The 3,775-nt window shown below is 37.8% G+C and carries 4 protein-coding genes; 2 read left to right on the top strand and 2 right to left on the bottom strand.

Going from position 1 to position 3,775, the window contains the following annotated elements; translation table 11 throughout:
• Together F6K13_RS23165 and F6K13_RS23160 are read right to left on the bottom strand one after the other, a co-directional pair.
• Positions 1–298 (bottom strand): transposase (locus F6K13_RS23165; protein ID WP_287288520.1); only part of this gene is annotated, 298 nt, incomplete at its 3' end.
• Between the two features lie 14 nt (positions 299–312).
• Complete coding sequence (locus tag F6K13_RS23160) at positions 313–492, bottom strand: hypothetical protein (protein WP_287288518.1); 180 nt, start codon at positions 490–492, stop codon at positions 313–315.
• A gap of 337 nt (positions 493–829) precedes the next feature.
• Between F6K13_RS23160 and F6K13_RS23155 the strand changes: the two genes are divergently transcribed.
• A complete protein-coding gene (locus F6K13_RS23155) occupies positions 830–1,432 on the top strand; it encodes a DUF1517 domain-containing protein (RefSeq protein WP_124142902.1) in 603 nt (200 codons plus the stop codon).
• Between the two features lie 372 nt (positions 1,433–1,804).
• A complete protein-coding gene (locus tag F6K13_RS23150; RefSeq protein WP_124142903.1) occupies positions 1,805–2,683 on the top strand; it encodes a hypothetical protein in 879 nt (292 codons plus the stop codon).
• The last annotated feature ends 1,092 nt before the right edge of the window (positions 2,684–3,775 follow it).

Here is a 3,775-nt window from a genome sequence, read left to right as displayed (position 1 = left end):
AATTTATGACTTTAGCTCCTACAGATTCAATTCTATGTTCAATTGATGCTAGTTTATGTGCGGGTAAATTATCCATAACTACTACTGCTACTGGCCATGACTCTGGCAGTAAAAAATGTTCAATAAATACTTTGAATGCTTTGCTATCCATGGAATTATTTATTGTCATTAACCTTACTACTTCTTTAACACTTATTGCACCAATTACTGTAACTTTTTGACCTCGATAAAATGGCTTCATTTCATATACTCTAGTTCCCTTGTTTGAACCGGCATGAGTTCTTGTTAAACCAAGCATTACACCTGTTTCATCTATAAACACTGAGCTGATGCAGATGTATAAAGGTAACATATTTCTGCTAATTTTCGATTTTCTGCTAATTTTCGATAATGAGTTCTGATACTTTTGGAGGATGGTTTAATCAGCGTTTTCAATCCTTTCAGTTTTTTCATGTCTATAGATTTGGCAAATTCCATAAGTCTTTCTTCCATACCGTGTAATGTGACGTTTGGACTTTAGGGGACTTATTTCCCCTCCTTGAGGTGTGCCCACCCCCATTCCCCAGGAGGGAAGCTAGAGAGGTGGGTGGAATTGCTTGTTGTCAAACACTCGCTACTTTAGCCATTGCTTGATTAATTTTCTATAGGGAGATTAACCTATCGTTCCTAACAACGCATGAGAGAGAAAAACATTTTTATTATGGCTAATTAATGAGATTTGATATAACCACTAAATTTTAATCATAACTGATTATCCAAACATGATATAATTAACGTTTATTACTTTTGACTTTTTAATTTTGACTTTTGATTTTTTTGAAGGTAAATTATGAGTTCTTGGCAAGATAGTTTCAAGAAATTTACAGGTAAAACTCGATTTGTTGTCTCTCGTTTATTTGTTCACTTAGCGGGTTCAGAGGTAACGCCTTTATTGGGTGTTTTGAATCGAGCTGTGAGGGAGATAGTTGCATCAGAAGGTAACTTGGAAGTAGCAGGAGAAAGACTGGTTGAAGTCTGTCAGAGTCTCCTACAGTATGATACCTATTGGCAGTCTGCTTCTAATGAGGGAGATGTGATCTGGGATGAAGGAGAAGCAGGAGATTTCTTTGACGAACTCTTTACAGACTCAGCCTCTCGTTACCTAAGTTCTGGGGACAATGAAGATTATGAGGCAGATGACCAACCTCTAACTTTATCACCTACTGGTAATTTAGTAGTAATGCTCACAGTTGCTTTTCAGGGAGAAGTGCCAGATATTGAAGCCGATCTTGCTAGCATGAATGCAATGACTGTAGCATTAAAAGCCTTAATTAATCTGCATTATCAAGAAAAACTGCGAGGTATTCAAATACATTTTTCTCCAGCACGTTTAGGGGATGAGTTAGACAATGAACAACTATTACTCAATTTTCCTGAATTGATTCCCCTGTAGGTTATTTCAGTTATCAGTTAGCCTCCTCCGGAGGAGCTACGCTAACAGTACCTCTCCAATAAGGAGGCTACGAAAATACGGAATTTTCTTTTTTTTATCCCCTTAAAAGGGGAGACTTGAGACTACAATTTCTCGGTAAAACTTAAGATAGTTCGGTTGATCAAAATAATTTGGTCGCGCAACCTCGCCTTTTAAGGCGATCGGGTTTTTGGAGGGTTGCTCACGCATCCCCTACTTCCCCTCCCAGGAGGGGTTAGGGGTGGGTTAACTTCTGACTTCTGACTTCTTTATTCCCCTCTCAAAGGTAAAATAAAGGTATAATAATAAGTAACACTCACTCAAAATTAGATTATTTAGGAGCGATCGTAAAATATGTTGCGTAAATTGACGGTATTGTTTATGTGTTTAACATTGTGTTGGACAACAGTCGCTTGTGGCAGTTCAAACACAACTTCAGATCAAAACTCAAATCCCAATATTCCCTCCAACCCCATTAAGCAAAACCGAAACCAAGTAACCCAGGGGCAATATCCTGTACAACAGGCAACTTATAATGATGCTAACGGTGAGTATACATTAATGTTGCTGAATACTCCGTCAGGTAAACCACCGATGTATAGTACGACAGATTTGCAAATGGCAAGTTTGACTGAGGAAGAAATTCAGGAAGGCAAAACTAACTATGCTGAGATTAATGGCAACCAAGCTAGTTTACACATTAAACCAGACTTTAAAATTGAATATGTACATAACGTAACTGAAACTCAAACAAATCCCGAAACAGGTAGACAAGAAACAATAATTGTGCGTCGGGAGTCTAACTTCTGGACACCTTTTGCTGGAGCAATAGCAGGTCAGGTAGTTGGTGGAGCAATTAGTAATATGTTGTTCAGACCTCAATATTATGTACCGCCAGTTTATCAACCAGGTGGAGTAATGACTGGTTATGGTGGGTATGGTAATAGCTATGACCAAGCTGTTAACCGATATCAAGAACGTTATCAAGCTCCACCAGCAGCAGTTAAAAATCGTCAAACATTGCGTGCTACAGGTGTAACTAATTCAACTAGAAGTAACAACACTCGCAGACAGCAGCAAAATCTCAATCGTTCCACAGGAAGCGGTGCTAGTGCTAGTGACTTGCGTCGTTCCAATCAAGCAAAACCTCGCCAACAACGTCGTAGTTTTGGTAGTGGTGGGTTATCTCCCTCTCGTCGCGGTGGTGGTTTTGGATCTAGACGACGCCGATAAATTAATCACATTTATCTAAAATAATACCCACAACAATTAATTAATCTGAGCAGGGGCGAACAACTTTTCGCCCCTAAATTTCGAGTTAATTAGCTACTTATATCATGTCCGGTTGAACAGTTATAAATAAACGACGGAGGAATCAGGTGGACCTCCTCAGGAGTCAGGAGGGAAGAAAGAGGAGGAGAAAGTTTTTTTTATCACTAGACATCTGATGGAAAATAAATAAACCTTTTAATTAGAGCAGGTTTTGGATACGAAAAATTCACCCTAAAAAATCATTTTTCGTGCCTTTTTCGTAAAAATATCTTAAAAAAATCTTATCTTTTGCCTGTTGCCTACTCCTGCAAAAAATCTATATCTTTTTCACCAGAGGTCTACTAATTATCCAGACATGATATTACTGTTCTTCTGTAAGAACAGCAGGGAAGAGGGAACAGTGGGAAAAATATTTCCCCTGACTCGGATCATCAGATTCTTCTAAATTTTCTGAGTTAATCATCCTCTGAATATTGTGGATTCAGCACTAATTTAATTTTTCAATTTGCACCTGCTTTTCCTTTAGTAATATATCAAAATTAGGCATTGCTGAATTAAGGTATGAAAGTAAGTTTATAGGGAATAGGGAATAGGGAAAAGTTATATAAAATCCGGTTAAACAACCATAGAATGGTTAAGTTAGGAGTCCTCAGGAGTCAGTCCTCAGGAGTCAGGAGAAGAAAGAATTACAAAGATGAGCGTAGTTATGACGATTGAAGATTTTTTTTATGTCCAATTAAACGGATTTGATATTAATAGGGAAAAGTTAATATTAACAAGTAGTTCAAACTATCCAAAATAAAAAATACAAAAGACAAAATTATCAAATCATACCTAGAATCAGCAACGCCCAAAATTAAAACTTACTTTCACAGTTTAAACCAAAATACTATCTTCTAGTTTAATTTAGTCTAGTAGACATCTGGTAAAAATCAAAAATCAAATCAATTCTCACACTAGATATATCAATTCTTTCCCCTCCTGGGAGGGGGAGGGGCGAGGGGTGGGTTCCCTACTGCCTACAGCAAAGCTGCCTACTCCCTCTTTTGGAGA

Source organism: Okeania sp. SIO2B9 (assembly GCF_010672505.1).
GTDB classification, from domain to species: Bacteria; Cyanobacteriota; Cyanobacteriia; order Cyanobacteriales; family Microcoleaceae; genus Okeania; species Okeania hirsuta.
Note: the sequence above shows the minus strand (reverse complement) of the source record. Positions and strands in the feature narration are given on the sequence as shown.

What these genes read in the sequence shown, in the direction of transcription:
- F6K13_RS23160 (WP_287288518.1), bottom strand. Translation starts at nt 492, where the DNA reads ATGGAAGAAAGACTTATGGAATTTGCCAAATCTATAGACATGAAAAAA.
- F6K13_RS23155 (WP_124142902.1), top strand. Translation starts at nt 830, where the DNA reads ATGAGTTCTTGGCAAGATAGTTTCAAGAAATTTACAGGTAAAACTCGA.
- F6K13_RS23150 (WP_124142903.1), top strand. Translation starts at nt 1,805, where the DNA reads ATGTTGCGTAAATTGACGGTATTGTTTATGTGTTTAACATTGTGTTGG.